Origin of the sequence: Brachybacterium sp. HMSC06H03, assembly GCF_001807385.1 — a bacterium.
Taxonomy (GTDB): Bacteria; Actinomycetota; Actinomycetes; order Actinomycetales; family Dermabacteraceae; genus Brachybacterium; species Brachybacterium conglomeratum.
Window position 1 is genome coordinate 1 of sequence record NZ_KV788738.1, and the last position, 15,328, is coordinate 15,328.

Annotated in this window: 13 protein-coding genes; 6 read left to right on the forward strand and 7 right to left on the reverse strand. The window is 74.0% G+C overall.

The features are described from left to right. Positions 1–67 precede the first annotated feature (67 nt). The 6 genes from purE to HMPREF3159_RS06515 form a co-directional block, all read right to left on the reverse strand. Positions 68–589 (reverse strand): 5-(carboxyamino)imidazole ribonucleotide mutase, encoded by a 522-nt coding sequence (gene purE / locus HMPREF3159_RS06490; protein WP_070500203.1) that lies wholly within the window; start codon positions 587–589, stop codon positions 68–70. Further along, positions 586–1,815 (reverse strand): 5-(carboxyamino)imidazole ribonucleotide synthase, encoded by a 1,230-nt coding sequence (locus HMPREF3159_RS06495; protein WP_070500204.1) that lies wholly within the window; start codon positions 1,813–1,815, stop codon positions 586–588. The genes purE and HMPREF3159_RS06495 overlap by 4 nt, the downstream gene beginning before the upstream one ends. A 19-nt stretch (positions 1,816–1,834) precedes the next feature. Further along, a complete protein-coding gene (locus HMPREF3159_RS06500; protein WP_070500205.1) occupies positions 1,835–3,304 on the reverse strand; it encodes an ATP-binding protein in 1,470 nt (489 codons plus the stop codon). Positions 3,305–3,307: 3 nt separating this feature from the next. Beyond that, positions 3,308–4,003: a response regulator transcription factor gene (locus HMPREF3159_RS06505; protein WP_029360261.1), complete on the reverse strand. Its 696-nt coding sequence runs from the start codon at positions 4,001–4,003 to the stop codon at positions 3,308–3,310. A gap of 22 nt (positions 4,004–4,025) precedes the next feature. Then, the gene (locus tag HMPREF3159_RS06510; protein ID WP_246821516.1) at positions 4,026–5,237 is read right to left on the reverse strand and encodes an adenylate/guanylate cyclase domain-containing protein; all 1,212 of its coding nucleotides are present in this window, start codon (positions 5,235–5,237) and stop codon (positions 4,026–4,028) included. A 97-nt stretch (positions 5,238–5,334) separates the two neighbouring features. Next, positions 5,335–6,207, reverse strand: a complete 873-nt coding sequence (locus tag HMPREF3159_RS06515; RefSeq protein ID WP_246821518.1) for a biotin--[acetyl-CoA-carboxylase] ligase — start codon at positions 6,205–6,207, stop codon at positions 5,335–5,337. Positions 6,208–6,417: 210 nt separating this feature from the next. On the opposite strand from HMPREF3159_RS06515, the gene HMPREF3159_RS06520 reads away from it, so the two are divergent. The 5 genes from HMPREF3159_RS06520 to HMPREF3159_RS06540 all read left to right on the forward strand — a co-directional run bounded on the left by HMPREF3159_RS06520 (position 6,418) and on the right by HMPREF3159_RS06540 (position 12,739). Then, positions 6,418–8,007, forward strand: a complete 1,590-nt coding sequence (locus HMPREF3159_RS06520) for an acyl-CoA carboxylase subunit beta (protein WP_070500206.1) — start codon at positions 6,418–6,420, stop codon at positions 8,005–8,007. Beyond that, positions 8,004–8,312 (forward strand): acyl-CoA carboxylase epsilon subunit, encoded by a 309-nt coding sequence (locus HMPREF3159_RS06525; protein ID WP_070500207.1) that lies wholly within the window; start codon positions 8,004–8,006, stop codon positions 8,310–8,312. Before HMPREF3159_RS06520 ends, HMPREF3159_RS06525 begins: the two co-directional genes overlap by 4 nt. A gap of 84 nt (positions 8,313–8,396) precedes the next feature. After that, positions 8,397–10,082 carry a DUF885 domain-containing protein gene (locus HMPREF3159_RS06530; protein ID WP_070500208.1) on the forward strand — a complete coding sequence of 562 codons (1,686 nt, stop codon included), beginning with the start codon at positions 8,397–8,399 and terminating at the stop codon, positions 10,080–10,082. Positions 10,083–10,138: 56 nt separating this feature from the next. Continuing rightward, a complete protein-coding gene (locus HMPREF3159_RS06535) occupies positions 10,139–10,903 on the forward strand; it encodes a Maf family protein (protein ID WP_083305835.1) in 765 nt (254 codons plus the stop codon). A 57-nt stretch (positions 10,904–10,960) separates the two neighbouring features. Further along, positions 10,961–12,739 (forward strand): acetyl/propionyl/methylcrotonyl-CoA carboxylase subunit alpha, encoded by a 1,779-nt coding sequence (locus HMPREF3159_RS06540; RefSeq protein ID WP_070500210.1) that lies wholly within the window; start codon positions 10,961–10,963, stop codon positions 12,737–12,739. Positions 12,740–12,906: 167 nt separating this feature from the next. Here the strand turns inward: HMPREF3159_RS06540 and HMPREF3159_RS06545 are convergent, their stop codons facing one another. Then, positions 12,907–14,373, reverse strand: coding sequence for an NAD(P)H-quinone dehydrogenase (locus HMPREF3159_RS06545; RefSeq protein ID WP_083305833.1), 1,467 nt, complete (start codon positions 14,371–14,373; stop codon positions 12,907–12,909). A gap of 97 nt (positions 14,374–14,470) precedes the next feature. On the opposite strand from HMPREF3159_RS06545, the gene HMPREF3159_RS06550 reads away from it, so the two are divergent. Then, positions 14,471–15,328, forward strand: an 858-nt coding sequence (locus HMPREF3159_RS06550) for a purine-nucleoside phosphorylase (RefSeq protein WP_070500211.1), incomplete at its 3' end; no start/stop codon positions are given.

The window sequence follows — 15,328 nt, forward strand, 5'->3', positions numbered from 1 at the left end:
CGGGCCGGGCGATCTCTCGCCCGGCCCGCCGTTCGTCGTGGGGCCGCCGATCAGCGGCCCGCGGTGCTCACCTCGAGGCGCGCAGCGCCTCGCCCTTGGCCATCGCCAGGCCGCGCAGCTCCTCCTGGAAGGCGACCATCCGCTCGCGCAGCTGCGCCGCGTGCTCGTCCCCGCCCGCGGCGAGGATCCGCGCGGCGAGCAGCCCGGCGTTGCGGGCCCCGCCGATGGACACGGTCGCGACCGGCACCCCGGCCGGCATCTGCACGATGGAGAGCAGGGAGTCCATGCCGTCGAGGTGCTTCAGCGGCACCGGCACGCCGATCACGGGCAGCGGGGTGAGGGAGGCGAGCATGCCGGGGAGGTGCGCGGCGCCGCCGGCGCCGGCGATCAGCGCGCGCAGGCCGCGCTCGGCGGCGCCGCGGCCGTAGGCGACCATGTCCTCGGGCATGCGGTGGGCGGAGACCACGTCGACCTCCACCTCGATCCCGAACTCGGCGAGCGCCTCCTCCGCGGCGCGCATCACCGGGTAGTCGGAGTCGGAGCCCATCACGATCCCGACCAGGGGGCGGGGTGCGGCGTCGGCGGTCATCGGGGGTCTCCCTCTCGGGTCGGGGCGGTGGGCTCGGCGGCCGCGCCCGGGCCGTCGATGATCAGGCGCTCGGCGCGGTGGGCGCGCGCGAGCAGGTCCTCGGCGTCGTCGCCGAGGAGGGTGACGTGGCCGATCTTGCGGCCGGGGCGCACCGACTTGCCGTACAGGTGGACCTTCAGACGCGGCTCCTCGGCGAGGGCCGCGGCGGTGCCGGGGGCGAGGTCCTCGGCGTCGCCGCCGAGGAGGTTGACCATCACGGCCACGGGGGCGAGCGGCGCGGTCGCGCCGAGAGGCAGGTCGGCGACGGCGCGGAGGTGCTGCTCGAACTGGCCGGTGACGGCGCCGTCCATGGACCAGTGTCCGGTGTTGTGGGGGCGCATGGCGAGCTCGTTGACGAGCACCCGTCCGTCGGCCGTCTCGAAGAGCTCCACGGCGAGCATCCCGGTGACGTCGAGGTCCTCGGCGATCGCGAGGGCGAGGGCCTGGATGCGCTGCTGGGCGGCCTCGTCGAGCCCGGGCGCGGGGGCGACGACCTCGTAGCAGACCCCGTCCTTCTGGAGCGACTGCACCACGGGATAGGCGCTCGCCTCTCCCCCGGGCCGGCGCGCGACCTGGGCGGAGAGCTCGCGGGTGAAGGGGACGAGCTCCTCGGCGAGCAGCTCGCCGTGCGTCTCGAGCCAGTCCGCGGCCTCCTCGGCGACCGAGACGATCCTCACCCCGTGGGCGTCGTAGCCGCCGCGCGGCGTCTTCACCACGAGCCGGCCGCCGGCCTCGGCGAGCGCCTGCTCGAGCGCGGTGAGGCTCCCGATCCGCCACCAGCGGGGGCAGGGGTGTCCGAGCGCGGTGAGCCGCTCACGCATGACGAGCTTGTCCTGGGCGTGGACGAGAGCGCCGGGTCCGGGGCGCACGGCGGCGAGCCCCTCCCCCGCGATCCCCTCGAGGATCACGGTGGGCACGTGCTCGTGGTCGAAGGTGAGCGCGTCAACGCCGTCGGCGAGGCCGCGCACCGCCTGCTCGTCGTCGTGCCGGCCCAGCCGCACGGTCGCGGCGACGGCGGCGGCGCTCTCGTCCGGAGCGGTCGCGAGCACCTCGAGGTCGAGGCCCAGCTCGATCGCGGGGCCGAGCATCATGCGGGCCAGCTGACCTGCTCCGACCACCCCGATCCGACGGGTGGGAGCTTCCTCGAGAGCGGCGGGCTGAGCGGGGCGGGGCGGGGTCGAAGACACGTCCGCCAGTGTACTGAGGTCAGGCGCGGGTCCGGGGGCGGCGCCGCACCACGGACCCCTGCGGGAGGGAGTCGAGGTCGTCGCCGCCGGCGGCATGGCGGCCGCCGGAGACGCCGCTGGGGGTCATGTCCGCGCGCTGGCCGCGGGGACGTCGCCCGGCCTTCTCACGGCGGCCCGACTCCTTCTCACGGCCGCCCGACTCTCCGCCGGACTGCGCCCCGTGATCGTCCCCCGGCTCCTCGCCGGGAGCGGAGATCAGGAAGACGCCGAAGGTGGCGGGGTTCTCGGTGAGCAGCTCGAGGCGGCCGCCGTCGTCCTCGACGAGGGTGCGGGCGAGGGCGAGGCCGACCCCGGTGCCACCCGAGGAGCGGCCGGAGACCGAGCGCTCGAAGATCCGTGCGCCGAGCTCGGGGTCGATGCCTCCGCCCTCGTCGGTGACCTCCACGACGGTGGAGTGATCGTTGCGCCGCACCTTCACGGAGGTGCGCCCGCCGCCGTGGGTGAGCGCGTTCTCGATGAGGGTCGCGATGACCTGGGTGAGCGGACCGGTCGAGCCCCACACGGCGGCGCTGCGCGGCACCTGGATGTGCAGCTCGCGGCCGGCGCGGCGGTAGGCCGGGGACCACTCCTCGCTCTGCTGGGTGAGCACGGTGCCGAGCTCGACCACGCCGGGGGTGCGTCGCTGGGAGGAGCGGGGAGCGTTGATCAGGTCGTGGACCACCTCGGTGAGGCGGTCGATCTGCTCGAGCGAGATCCGGGCCTCGTCGCGCACCCACTCCTCGGTGCTGGTCGCGAGGATCTCGTCCAGACGCATCGAAAGCGCGGTCAGCGGGGTGCGCAGCTGGTGGGAGGCGTCGGAGGCGAGGCGGGACTCCGCCTCGAGGCGCTCGTTGAGCATCGCGCCGGAGCGGGCGAGCTCGATCGCGACCTCGTCGATCTCCGCGATGCCGGAGGGCTGCCAGGGGCCGCGGGCGCGGCCGGAGCCCATCTCCTCGGCGCGCCTCGACAGCCTCGCCAGCGGCAGGGAGATGCGCTGCGCCTGCCACAGCGCGACCGAGACGCCGATCGAGAGGGCCGACAGGCCGGCGACCGTGATCAGCACCCAGGCGCTCGCGGTGTGGGCCCGCACGTCGGACTTCGGGATGAACACGGTGATCAGCTGCCCCGAGGCACCGGTGGTGCTCCGCTTGACCGGGTCGTCGCCGGGAGGATCGCCGGCTGTGGTGGTCTCCCCCTCGAAGACGACGGTGACGGCGATGTTGAGATCGGTCTGCTCGTCGACCCGTCGCTGCAGGAGCGCCTCGTCGATGGTCCCGTCCTCCTGGAGGCGGGTCTCGGTGTCGATGCGCACCCGGTCCAGGATCAGGTTCGCCTGGTTGGCGATGTTCTGGTTCGCCAGCTGCAGCCACGAGATGCCCAGCGGGATGCCGAGCATCAGCACGACGAGGACCACCGTGATGATGGTGGCCTGCAGCACGCGCTGCCGCACGGGTCAGCTCTCCGTGCCGGTCTCGAAGCGGAAGCCGACTCCCCTCACCGTGGTGATCCGCCGGGGGTCCGTGGCGTCGTCACCCAGCTTGCGGCGCAGCCACGAGATGTGCATGTCGAGCGTCTTGGTGGAGCCCCACCACTCCGCGCCCCAGACCTCGCGCATGAGGTCGTCGCGGGTGACCACGCTGCCGGACTCGCGCACGAGCACGGTGAGCAGGTCGTACTCCTTCGCGGAGAGGCTGAGCTCCTCCCCGTCGGCATAGGCGCGACGGGCGGAGACGTCGAGGGTGACGCCGTTGACGTCGTAGTTGTCGCCGGACTCCTCGGTCGCCTGCGAGCGCCGCATGAGGGCGCGGATCCGCGCCTGCAGCTCACCGAGGCGGAAGGGCTTGGTGACGTAGTCGTCGGCTCCCGCGTCCAGGCCCACCACCGCGTCGACCTCGTCGGCCCGGGCGGTGAGGATCAGGATCGGCGACTCGAGCCCGCCCTTGCGCAGGCGCCGAGCGACCTCGAGGCCGTCGAGATCGGGCAGGCCCAGATCCAGGATGACCAGGTCGATCGGGTCCGGTCCGGCGGCGATCCCGAGCGCGTCCATCCCTCGGGAGGCGCGCGTGACGGTGTATCCCTCCCGGTCCAGGGCCCGGGAGAGCGGTTCAGCGATGGCCGAGTCGTCCTCGACGAGAAGCAGTCGTGTCACGTCAGCCATAGTACGTCCCGCCTCAGAGCCCGAGATCCAGGGGGGCGGAGCCGTCGCGGCTCATCTCGTGCACCCGGACCGTGCCGATGCCGTGGAGGTCGACCTCCTCGCCCTCCCCGAGGACGAAGCCGCCGGGCAGCGCCTTCGCGATCGCGGAGGCGGTGTCGGAGTCCACGAGCACCGCCCCCGGCCGGGCGACGGACTCCATCCGGGCGGCGAGGTTGACGGTGGGTCCGAACACGTCCCCGTAGCGGGAGAACATCGAGCCCCAGGAGAGGCCGACCCGCACGGGCGGGAGGTCGGGATCGGCGCCGATGGTCTCGGAGAGGCTGACCGCGATCTGGGCGCCGTCCTCCGGCGTGTCGGCCAGGAACATGATCTCGTCGCCGACGGTCTTGACCACCCGTCCGCCGCCGACGGAGATGATGTCGCGGCTGAGCGACTCGAAGCGACCCACCATGTCGGCGAGCTGCGTGCCGGGCATGTCCTGGGCCAGGCGCGTGAACTGGACGAGATCCGCGAAGCCGACGGCCCGGTGCAGGGGGAACAGCTCGTCGGTGTCGCGGTGGAGCACCTCGCTGCCGGCGCGGGCGGCGTAGGCGGCGAGCTGGCGCCGGAAGGTGAACATGACCTGGGACTCGAAGGTCTCCAGCAGCTCGGGGATCTCGTCGAGCATCTGCTGGCGGGCCCGGGCGTCGTCGAGCCCGTCGGCGTGCTTGGCCTCGTCGACCAGCGCCTCGGTGATCCACATCGCGAGGCGTCCCATGTGGAAGCCCATGCCGCGGGAGATGCTCGCGAAGGCGCGCTCGGAGAGCACCCCGTCCTCGACGATCGCGGCGAGGTCGCCGATCGCCTGGGCGTCCTCGTCGGTGAACACCACGGTGTCCTCGTCCACGGGCGTGAAGCCGAGGGAGCGCCAGTACACGGAGGTGAGGCGCTCGGCGATCCCGTGCTGCTCGGCGAGGTCTCGGCGCGAGTACTTGCGCGGCCCCTGCAGGAGCACCTTCTCGAGCGCGCCGACGCTGCGACGCACGGAGGAGAAGCGGCGGTTGAGGTCGAGGATCTCCTGCTCGTCGAGGGCGGTGAGCTCCGCGTCCTCCGCGGAGAGGTCCGGGAGCTCCTGCGTCTGCGAGGACACCACGTCGACGGTCCCGGTGGGGATGCGGGTCTCGCGGGCGCCGTCCGCACCCTCGAGCGCCTCGCGCTCCCCTCGCTCGTCCATCCCGTCGGTCACAGCGCGGTCCCTCGCTTCCCAATGCCCGGCTTCTCCATGCCTGCTCCTGCTCGTGTGCTCGTGGTCGGTGCGGTGGGGTCGTGCCCGGACCGCGGGGTCAGGGCGCCGCGGGCCGCAGATGCCGCACGTCGCCGACGTCGACGGCGATCCGCCCCTCCCCGTCCGCGCGGTCGAGCACGAGTCGCCCGTGCTCGTCGACGTCCAGGACGGTGCCGCGCAGGGCAGGGTCGCCGTCCGCTCCCCCCGCGGCCTCCCCCAGGGGGTCGACCCTCACCGTCCGCCCCAGTGTGAGGCAGGTCATAGTGTAGCGGTCCCGGGTGCCGACCGCGTCACCATCCCCCTGGGCGGACTCGAGCGCAGCGAGCTCCTCGCCGAGCGCGGCGACGAGCGCCTCCTCGAGCGCCTCCCGCAGCCCCCGGTCCTCCGCCGGGCCGGCATCGGGGCGGAGGCCGGCCTCCCCGCGCAGCCAGGCGGCGCCGGGCACCGGCTCGCCGTCCTCGTCCAGGACCGGGCCGCGAAGGTTCAGTCCGATGCCGAGCATCAGGTCCTCGCCGCGCGCCTCGACGAGGATCCCGCCGAGCTTGCGGCCGTCGGCGGTGTGGAGGTCGTTGGGCCATTTCAGGCCGATCCGCTGCTCGCCGGCCGCGGCGGGGACCGCTCGCTCGAGGGCGGCGACGGCGGCGAGCCCCGCGGCCAGCGGGAACCAGCCGCGCCGGGCGGGGGCGAGGGACGTGCGATGGGCGTAGGTGAGGGCGAGGCTCGCCCCGTCCGGGCTCGCGAAGGCGCGGCCGAGGCGGCCTCGCCCGGAGGTCTGCCGCGTCGCGGTGACGGCGAAGGGCGGCGCGTCCCCGGCGCGCAGGAGCGCGGTGGCCTCGTCCTGGGTCGAGCGGACCGCGCCCAGGCGGTGGATCCGCGGCGACGCAGCGCCCGTCCCCTCCGCGGAGGTGTCGGGCAGTGCCGGGACGTCCATGCGCTCCTCCTCCTGCGAGACCTGCGTGACGGATCGCTCCATCCTCGCGCCGCCCACTGCATCGTTCCTGGGAGCGGCGTGGACGGACGCTCCGCGCCGGGCGTGCCGCCCCGGCCGGGGTCGGCCGCCGTCGGACCCGCGTAGCGTAGTATCCCGGTGTTCGAATCCCCCACAGCTTCAGGCGGCCGCAGGGCCGTCGCAGGAGGTCCCGTGACCGACGCCCCGCGGCCGCTCACCACCGCACAGCGACTCGAGGACCTGCGCGAGCGCGATGCCGCGGCGGTCTCCGCCGCGGACGATCTCGCCGTCCAGAAGCAGCATGCGCGGGGCAAGAAGACCGCCCGCGAGCGGATCGCGGACCTCCTGGACGACGGCTCGTTCGTGGAGACCGACCGCTTCGTGCGCCATCAGGCCAGCAGCTTCGGCATCGACGCCAAGCGCCCCGACGGCGACGGCATCGTCACCGGCTACGGCACCATCGACGGCCGCCAGGTGTGCGTGTACTCGCAGGACTTCACCGTCTTCGGCGGCTCGCTCGGCGAGGCCCACGGCCGCAAGATCCAGAAGGTCCAGGACCTCGCCCTGCGCACGGGCGTGCCGATCATCGGGATCCTCGACGGCGGCGGCGCCCGCATCCAGGAGGGCGTCGCGTCGCTGGCGATGTTCGCCGGGATCTTCAAGCGCAACACCCGCGCCTCGGGCGTCATCCCGCAGATCTCCCTGATCATGGGCCCGGCCGCGGGCGGCGCCGTGTACTCCCCCGCGCTGACCGACATCATCGTGATGGTCGAGAAGACCTCCCACATGTTCATCACCGGCCCCGACGTGATCCGCACGGTCACCGGCGAGGACGTCGGCTTCGAGGAGCTCGGCGGTGCGCGCACCCACTCCAGCCGCTCGGGCGTGGCCCACTACATGGCGCCGGACGAGGCCGAGGCGATCGAGTACGTCAAGGACCTGCTCAGCTACCTGCCGGCCAACACCCTCACCCCCGCCCCGGTCTTCCCTGTGCAGGTCGAGGAGAGCCCGAACGCGGCGGACGCCGCGCTCGACTCCCTCGTGCCGGACTCCCCCAACCAGCCCTACGACATGCTCACGGTGCTGCGCACGGTGCTCGACGACGAGGAGTTCCTCGAGGTGCAGCCGCTGTTCGCGCGCAACGTGATGGTGGGCTTCGGCCGCATCGAGGGGCACAGCGTCGGCATCATCGCCAACCAGCCCTCGCACCTGGCCGGCACCCTCGACATCGACGCCTCCGAGAAGGCGGCCCGCTTCGTGCGCCTGTGCGACGCGAACAACATCCCGGTGCTGACCTTCGTGGACGTGCCCGGCTTCCTGCCCGGCACCGACCAGGAGTACGGCGGCATCATCCGTCGCGGCGCGAAGCTGCTGTACGCCTACGCCGAGGCGACGGTGCCGCTGATCACCGTGATCACCCGCAAGGCCTACGGCGGCGCCTACATCGTGATGGGTTCCAAGGAGCTCGGCGCGGACATCAACCTCGCCTGGCCCACCGCGCAGATCGCGGTGATGGGATCCCAGGGCGCGGTGAACATCCTCCACCGCGGCGACCTGAAGCGGGTCGCCGAGGAGGGCGGGGACGTCGCCGCCGAGCGCCGGCGCTACGAGGCCGAGTACGAGGAGCAGTTCGCGACCCCATACACCGCGGCCGAGCGCGGCTGGATCGACGGGGTCATCCGCCCGGCCGAGACCCGCGTCGAGATCACCCGGGCGCTGCGCGCGCTGCGCACCAAGCGCGACTCGCTGCCCACCAAGAAGCACGGGAACATCCCGCTGTGAGCGCCGGGACGAGGACCGCCGCGAGCGCGGCCGAGGCCGCGCAGGGCGCCGGGGCGTCCGGCAGCGCAGTCACCCCGTCCGACGTGCGCCTGGTCGCGGGCCGGCTCGCGCCCGACGAGCTCGCCGCGATCGCCGTGGTCGTCTCCGCGATGAGCGTCACCAGCCGGCTCGAGGCGCAGGAGCGCTCCCTGGCCGACGGCATCGGCGGGGCGAGCGCCTGGAGCTCCCCGGTGCACACCCATGTGGGCGGCCACACCGAGCGGATGCGCCCCTCCAGCACCTGCTGGACCTTCACCGACCGCTGACCCGGCGACCTCGCCGGTCGGCCCGGACCGCCGTCCTGCCGGCCGGGGCCCGGGAGCCCTTCCGCACGACCTAGACTGCGGCACATGTCCTCCCCGACCCCGGCCCGCACCCCCTCCGCCCTGGACGCCCTCGCGGACGGCTATGTCGACCGTCTCGCGGCGGCGGACCCCTTCCTCGCCACCGAGCTCGGCATCGCCGGGCACGACGGCGAGGTGACCGACTACTCCCCCGCCGCGGTCGCCGCACGGGAGGACCTCGCCCGCGAGCTGCTCGCCGCGATCGCCGAGGTGCCCGACGCCGATGACGTCGACGCCGTGACCCGCGCCGCCCTCTCCGAGCGGCTCGGCCTCGACCTCGAGCGCGCCGAGCAGCGCCTGGACATCGCCGCCGTCAACAACCTCGCCTCGGTGCTGCAGTCCCGCGACGTGCTCGACCAGATGCCCACCGACACCGCCGAGGACTGGGAGGTGCTCGCCGAGCGGATGGCCGGCTTCCCCCGTGCGCTCGGCAGCTGGGCCGAGTCCCTGCGCGAGGCCGCGGCCGCCGGCACCGTCTCGGCGCGCCGCCAGCTGCTGCTCGGTGCGGAGCAGGCGCGCGGCTACGCGGCCGACGGCGGCTTCTTCGACGCCTTCGCGGGCGAGGCCGTCGGCACCGAGGCGCAGAAGGCGCAGGTGCGCGCGTCGGCCGAACAGGCCCGCACCGCCTATCGCGAGATCGCGGGCGTGCTCGAGTCGCTGGTGCCGCTGGCGCCGGAGGCCGACGCGGTGGGCCGGGACGCCTACCAGCTCCACTCCCGCACCTTCCTCGGCACCGAGATCGACCTCGAGGAGACCTACGCCTGGGGCGTGGAGGAGCTGCGCGCGATCATCGCCGAGCAGGAGCAGGTCGCCGCGCGGCTGAACGAGCGCTACGCCACCGGCGGCGGCAGCTCCGTCGCCGCCGCGAGGCAGGCGCTCAGCGCCGACCCGGCCCGGCTGCTGCACGGCACCGACACCCTGCAGGAGTGGATGCAGCAGCTCTCCGACTCCGCGATCCGCGACCTCGCCGGCACCCACTTCGACATCCCCGAGCCGCTGCACCGCCTCGAGTGCCGCATCGCCCGCACCGGCTCCGGCGGCATCTACTACACGGGCCCCAGCGAGGACCTCACCAGGCCCGGCCGCATGTGGTGGGACGTCCCGGCCGGGACCGAGGAGTTCCGCACCTGGGAGCAGACCACGACCGTCTACCACGAGGGCGTGCCCGGCCATCACCTGCAAGTGGGCATCCAGACCCTCCAGGCCGACACCCTGAACCGCTGGCGCGCGATGCTCTGCTGGGTCTCCGGGCACGGCGAGGGCTGGGCGCTGTACGCCGAGCGGCTTATGGAGCAGCTGGGCTATCTCGAGGACGACGGCGACCGGATGGGCATGCTGGACGCCCAGCGCCTGCGCGCCGGGCGCGTGGTGCTCGACATCGGCCTGCACCTGGGCCTTGCGATGCCGACCGGCCTGCCGGGCGCCGACGGCGGCGCCTGGGACGAGCGCACCGCCTGGGAGTTCATGACCGAGAACTGGGGCGTGGAGGAGGCCGAGCGCCGCTTCGAGCTGAACCGCTATCTGGGCTGGCCCGGCCAGGCCCCCTCCTACAAGCTCGGCCAGCGCACCTGGGAGCAGCTGCGCGAGCGCGCCACCGCGGCGGACTCCTCCCCCGCCGCGGTGCGGGACTTCCACCGCCGCGCGCTCGAGCTGGGCAGCCTGCCCCTGTCGGTGCTGGAGGGTGCGCTGTGAGCGCCGCCGCGCACGACCCGTCGGCCGGAGCGGCGAACGCTCCGAGCGCTGACCCGATGCTCGACCCGTCGGCCGGCGTGGAGGAGCACGAGCCGCTGCTCCTGCTGGCCTCCGCCTCCGCCGGACGCCGCGCGACCCTCGCCGCGGCCGGCATCGAGCACCGGACCCTGCCTGTCGACCTCGACGAGGACGGGATCCTCGCCGCGGCCCGCGAGGCCGCCGGCGACGCCCCGCTCGCCCCTGCCGAGGAGGTGCTGCTGCTGGCCCGTGAGAAGGCGCTCGCGGCGACCGCGCGCAGTGAGGGCGGCTACGTGGTGCTCGGCGGCGACTCGATGCTGGAGATCGACGGCGAGGTCGTGGGCAAGCCCCACGAGCCGGCACGGGCTGCGGCGCGCTGGCGCGCGATGCGGGGACGGACCGGGGTGCTGCACTCGGGCCACTGGATCGTGGACGACCGCGATCCGGAGGACGGCGGCACCCGGGCGACCTTCGGCGCGACCGCGTCCTGCGCCCTGACCTTCGCGGACCTCTCCGACGAGGAGATCGACGCCTATGTCGCCACCGGCGAGCCGCTCGGCGTCGCCGGCGGCTTCACGATCGACGGCCGCGGCGGCCCCTTCGTCGAGTCCGTCGAGGGGGACCCGCACGCGGTGGTGGGGCTCTCGCTGCCGCTGCTGCGCCGTCTGCTCGCCGACATCGGCCTGGGGATCCACGAGCTGTGGACACCGGTCGACGACGGCTCCGCTCAGGGGTCCGCGCCGGAGGACGAACCCGCGCCCGTCCCCGACGTGCCCGACCGGTCACGGCTTGCCGCTCCCTGAGGGTCCGCGGTACTACACTCGACCTCTGCTGCACTCCCCGGAAGGAACCTCCGCCTCATGGCCCCTCGACCCGCCAAGCCCCGCCCCCTGTCCACGGTGCTCATCGCCAACCGTGGGGAGATCGCGGTGCGCGTCGCCCGGGCCTGCAAGGACGCCGGCCTCCGGTCGATCGCCGTGTACGCCGACCCGGACCGCGATGCGCTGCACACCGTGATCGCCGACGAGGCGTACGCGCTCGGCGGCAGCACTGCGGCGAGCTCGTACCTCGTCGTCGACAAGATCCTGGACATCGCCAAGCGCTCCGGCGCCGATGCGATCCACCCCGGCTACGGCTTCCTCTCCGAGCGCGCCGACTTCGCCCAGGCCGTGATCGACGCGGGCCTGACCTGGATCGGCCCGCCGCCCGAGGCGATCGAGAAGCTGGGCGACAAGGTCTCCGCCCGCCACATCGCCCAGAAGGCCGGGGCCCCGCTGGTCGCCGGCACCAAGGACCCGGTCAAGAACTCCGACGAGGTCGTCGACTTCGCCCGCGAGCACGGCCTGCCGATCGCGATCAAGGCGGCCTTCGGCGGCGGCGGGCGCGGTCTGAAGGTCGCCCGCGAGGAGTCCGAGGTGCGCGAGCTGTTCGACTCCGCGGTGCGCGAGGCCGTCGCCGCCTTCGGCCGCGGCGAGTGCTTCGTGGAGCAGTTCCTCGACTCGCCCCGCCACGTCGAGACCCAGTGCCTGGCCGACATGCACGGCAACGTGCAGGTCGTCTCCACCCGTGACTGCTCCCTGCAGCGCCGCCACCAGAAGCTCGTCGAGGAGGCGCCCGCGCCCTTCCTCACCTCCCAGCAGCGCGCCCAGCTGGTCTCCGCCTCCAAGGCGATCCTGCGCGAGGCCGGGTACGTCGGCGCCGGCACCTGCGAGTTCCTCGTTGGCAAGGACGGCACCATCTCCTTCCTCGAGGTCAACACCCGCCTCCAGGTCGAGCACCCCGTGACCGAGGAGGTCGCGGGCGTGGACCTCGTGCGCGAGCAGCTGCGCATCGCCGCCGGGGAGCGGGTCAGCGAGGAGGACCCCGTCACGCGCGGCCACTCCTTCGAGTTCCGCATCAACGGCGAGGACCCCGGCCGCGGCTTCATGCCCGCCCCGGGCCGCATCCAGCGCTACGACGTGCCCTCGGGCCCGGGCGTGCGGATCGAGTCGGGCGTGCGCGCCGGCGACGAGGTCTCCGGCGCCTTCGACTCGATGCTCGCCAAGCTCGTCGTCACCGGCGCGACCCGGCAGGAGGCGATCGAGCGCTCCCGCCGCGCCCTGGCCGAGTTCCGCATCGACGGCATCCCCACCGTGCTGCCCTTCCATCGCGCGGTGATGGAGGACCCGGCGTTCACCCCGGAGGACGCCGAGGAGCCCTTCTCGGTGCACACCACCTGGATCGAGACCGAGTTCACCGGCGACCTGCCCGCCGCGCCGCTGCCGGCGCAGCCGGAGGAGCCCGAGGACCGCGAGTCCGTGGTCGTCGAGGTCGACGGGCGCCGCGTCGAGATCAGCCTGCCCGCCTCCCTGCGCGCCCCGCAGGCCGCGGTGCGCCAGCGCCGCAAGCGCCAGCACCGCGGTGCCGGCGAGGGCGCCGCGGGCGGCAACGGCGTGACCGCGCCGATGCAGGGCACGATCGTGAAGGTCGCCGTCGAGGAGGGCCAGACCGTCGCCGACGGCGATGTGCTGGTGGTGCTCGAGGCGATGAAGATGGAGCAGCCCATCACCGCCTCCCGCTCCGGCGTGGTCAAGGGCCTGAACGCCGAGATCGGCGCGACCGTCTCCGCCGGCGCGGTGCTCTGCTCGATCGAGGACTGATCCGGCTCGGGCGCCACCGGCCCGCCCCCGCACAATTCTGCGCTCCGGGCGTGACCTCACCACCGTAGAGGCGTTGAGGTCACGCCCGGAGCGCTTTTGTGTGCGCCGCGCCCAGCCCCGGTGGGCTCAGGGCGCATCGGTGTGCGCTGCGCCCTGCCCTGGTGGGCTCAAGCGCTGCCGCCGGCCAGCACCTTCTGCCGCGCCACCTCGGCGAGGGAGCCGGTCAGAGAGGGATAGACGGTGGAGGTGCCCGCGAGCTGCTCCGCGGTCAGGCGATGGGCGACGGCGAGGGTGTAGGGCAGGATCAGCTCGCTCGCCCGCGGCGCGACCACCACGGCGCCGAGCACCGTGTGGGAGTCGGGGCGCACCAGCAGCTTCACGAAGCCCTCGTCGATGCCCTGCATCTTCGCGCGCGGGTTCGTCTCCAGGCCCAGCATCAGCACCTCGGCCCGCACCTGGCCGGAGGCGACCTCCTGCTCGCTCACTCCGACCACCGCGATCTCGGGGCTGGTGAAGATCGCGGAGGAGACCTGCGCGGCGATCAGCGGGGAGACCGCCTCGCCGAGGGCGTGGTGCATCGCGATCCGTCCCTGCATCGCCGCGACCGAGGCGAGCGGGTACACGCCGGTGCAGTCCCCCGCGGCGTAGATGCCCCGCACGGAGGTGCGCGAGACCCGGTCGGTCTCGATGTGGCCGCTCTCGCGCACCCGCACCCCCGCCGTGAACAGTCCCAGGTCCGAGGTCCAGGGGATCCCGCCGAGGGCCATCAGCGCGTGGCTGCCCTCGATCTCCTCTCCCGAGGTGAGGGTGACGACGACCCCGTCGGCCGTGCGCCGCGCCCCGGCGGCCCGGGAGCGGGAGCGGACGGTGACGCCGCGGCGCGCGAAGGCGTCCTCGAGCACGTCGGCGGCGTCGGCGTCGGTGCCCGGCAGCACCTTCTCGCGCGAGGAGACGAGGGTGACCTCGCTGCCGAGGGCGCGGTAGGCGCTGGCGAACTCGGCGCCGGTCACGCCCGAGCCGACCACGATCAGGTGCTCGGGCAGCTCCTGCAGCGAGTACAGCTGGGTCCAGTTCAGGATCCGCTCGCCGTCGAAGGGTGCGGTCCCGAGCTCCCGGGGGCGGGCGCCGACGGACAGGAGGATCACGTCGGCCTCCAGCACGCGAGTCTTCCCGTCGGCGCCGCTCACCTCGACCCGGTCGGGGCCGTCGAGGCGGCCGCGCCCGTCGAGCACCTCGACCCCGGCCGCGACGAGACTCTGGCGGATGTCGGCGGACTGGGCGTCGGCGAGTCGGCGCACGCGCGTGTTGACCGCGTCGAGGTCGACGTCGAGGGTCTCGGCGGTGGGGGCGGCGCCGTCGTCGGCGTCCCGGATCCCGAGCTCCCGGGAGCCGGCGACGAGGTCGAGCACCTCGGCGGTCGCGATGAGGGTCTTGGACGGCACCACGTCGGTGAGCACGGCCGCACCGCCGACGCCGCGATCGGCGACGAGGGTGGTGCGGGCGCCGTGGCGCGCCGCGGTCAGCGCGGCCTCGTAGCCGCCGGGCCCTCCGCCGATGATCACCACTTGGACGTCGTCGTCGCTGCGGGGCACCCGGCGGGGGTCGGGCGGCAGGGCGGTACTCGGATCGCTCACCCCGCCATCGTGGCATGACCTGTGACGTCAGGGGCCGATTCCGGGAGCATGCGCCGTGGGGCTTCGTCGTGCCCCGTCCCTGCGCTACCTTCGGTCCATGACTGCATCGAGCACCGATCCGTACCAGCTCGCCCGCGACGCCGCCGCCGCGATCGCCGAGGCCAGCTCCGTCCCCGCCCACGACCTCGCGCTGGTGCTCGGCTCGGGCTGGGCCGGGGCCGCGGACCTCCTCGGCGAGACCGTCTGGCAGGCTGACGCGACCTCCATCCCCGGCTTCCGCCCGCCGGCCGTCGCCGGCCACGTCGGCACGCTGCGCTCGATCCGCGTGGAGGGCACCGGCGCGCGGGCGCTCGTGCTCGGGGCCCGCACCCACTTCTACGAGGGCGCGGGCGTGGACGCGGTCGTGCACGGCGTGCGCACCGCCGCCGCGACGGGCGCGCGCACGATGGTGCTGACCAACGGCTGCGGCGGCATCGACCCGTCCTGGCGTCCGGGCACGCCGGTGCTGATCCGCGACCAGATCAACTTCACCGGCGCGACCCCGCTGGTGGGCGCGAACTTCGTGGACCTCACCGATCTGTACACCCCGGCGCTGCGCGCGATCGCGAAGGAGGTCGACCCCTCCCTCGACGAGGGCGTGTACATGCAGTTCTCCGGCCCCGCCTACGAGACGCCGGCCGAGGTGCAGATGGCGAGGACCCTCGGCGCGCACCTGGTCGGGATGTCCACCGCGCTCGAGGCGATCGCCGCTCGCGAGGCCGGCCTGGACGTGCTGGGCATCTCGCTGGTGACGAACCTCGCCGCGGGCATCTCCGGGGAGGCGCTCAGCCACGAGGAGGTGCTCGAGGCGGGCCGGGAGGCCGGGCCGCGCATCTCGCGCCTGCTCGCCGAGACGGTGCGGCGGATCACCGCAGGAGCGGCCGACGGCGCGGGCGCCCCGGCCGGAGCCGACGGG

Bases quoted from the DNA above. Each gene is read 5' to 3' on its own strand.
- HMPREF3159_RS06530 (WP_070500208.1), top strand. From the start codon at position 8,397: ATGTCCTCCCCGACCCCGGCCCGCACCCCCTCCGCCCTGGACGCCCTC.
- HMPREF3159_RS06535 (WP_083305835.1), top strand. From the start codon at position 10,139: ATGCTCGACCCGTCGGCCGGCGTGGAGGAGCACGAGCCGCTGCTCCTG.
- purE (WP_070500203.1), bottom strand. From the start codon at position 589: ATGACCGCCGACGCCGCACCCCGCCCCCTGGTCGGGATCGTGATGGGC.
- HMPREF3159_RS06540 (WP_070500210.1), top strand. From the start codon at position 10,961: ATGGCCCCTCGACCCGCCAAGCCCCGCCCCCTGTCCACGGTGCTCATC.
- HMPREF3159_RS06515 (WP_246821518.1), bottom strand. From the start codon at position 6,207: ATGGACGTCCCGGCACTGCCCGACACCTCCGCGGAGGGGACGGGCGCT.